The 1202-nt window shown below is 39.9% G+C and carries 2 protein-coding genes and 1 rRNA gene; 2 read left to right on the top strand and 1 reads right to left on the bottom strand.

Annotated elements, in window-relative coordinates; translation table 11 throughout:
- Positions 1–540: helix-turn-helix domain-containing protein (locus ACTND6_RS11015; protein WP_441045106.1), on the top strand; the 540-nt coding region annotated here is incomplete at its 5' end.
- A complete protein-coding gene (locus ACTND6_RS11010) occupies positions 483–899 on the top strand; it encodes an ATP-binding protein (RefSeq protein ID WP_441024282.1) in 417 nt (138 codons plus the stop codon). The genes ACTND6_RS11015 and ACTND6_RS11010, both read left to right, overlap by 58 nt.
- A 209-nt stretch (positions 900–1108) precedes the next feature.
- Here ACTND6_RS11010 and rrf read toward each other — a convergent pair.
- A 5S ribosomal RNA gene (gene rrf / locus ACTND6_RS11005) occupies positions 1109–1202 on the bottom strand; the annotation flags it as partial.

Here is a 1202-nt window from a genome sequence, read left to right as displayed (position 1 = left end):
ACACAGAATAGAATTTACTATTTCACCAGCTTCCAGTTGATTTTACTCTTTCAGAATGTTTTATTTTTCTCAGCTGGATGTGTTGCCGCAAAGAAAGGAGATCATACCATGACAACATCTAACAAGAATTTACATTTAACTGATGACGAACGCAGAATCATTCAACGCGGCATTGAAAACAATTCTTCTAAAAAGTCCATCGCAGATACGCTTGGCAAAGACAAATCTACAATTGGAAAGGAAATCAAGAATCATCGAACTCTTTCCTACAAGTTAAAGTATCCTGTCGAGTGCATCGACGCCGGAAATGTCCAAACAAATATTCACACCATTGTTCTAGGAAATGCCCTGCCTTCAGGCCTTTCATCTGTAAAAGACGTGCCCGCTCTCCTGGCGCATGCAACGGCTGCGAAAGATACAAGCGCTGCCGGTTCGACAAGTACAAGTATGAAGCGGATGCTGCACAGAAAGAATATGCTGAAATGCTCTGTGATGCACGTGCCGGTGTCAACGCTACATTCAATGAAATCAGAGATCTAGGTCTTCTTATCAAACCTCTGCTGGAACAGGGACAGTCTCTCTATGTCATCTGTCAGAACCATCCGGAAATCAAAGTATCCGAAAGAACGCTGTATACGTATATCGAAGATAGCGTATTGCAGGATGCCGGCGTTTCTATCACTAATCTCTTCTTCATTCTGATATCGAAAAGATTCAAAAAGACAAGCATTATCACAACTACAAATTTGATTTTCTCAAAGTGTGCTGATATATTCGATGAGCTGATACTGACCAACGCACTACTAGATCGTCTGCTTCACCACTGTTCTGTAATCAATATCAATGGACCTTTGAGTAGAATGAAGGATCAGCTGCAGAATATGGAAGATCAGGAATAGAAAAAGTACAAAATAAAAATGTAGGTTAATGAACATTATTACTTTGAACAAAACCTACATTTTACATTGGCTTTAGCAATCTGTCAGCACGGTTTCTGCATAACTAATTTCAACTTCAAGTTTTTCTTTTAAAAGTGGAATTTAACTTTTCAGTTCAGCACTTCTGATATTCATACAAGGTATTGTACAGACAATAAAAAAAAGCAAAGACCTGGCAACGTGCTCGATTCACCGTAAGGCTATTTTTGCCGCTGATGTGCTTAACTTCTGTGTTCGGGATGGGAACAGGTGTGACCACATCGC

The sequence above is a fragment of the Bulleidia sp. HCP3S3_C9 genome, assembly GCF_052064035.1.
In the GTDB taxonomy this organism is placed as follows: domain Bacteria; phylum Bacillota_I; class Bacilli_A; order Erysipelotrichales; family Erysipelotrichaceae; genus Bulleidia.
Note: the sequence above shows the minus strand (reverse complement) of the source record. Positions and strands in the feature narration are given on the sequence as shown.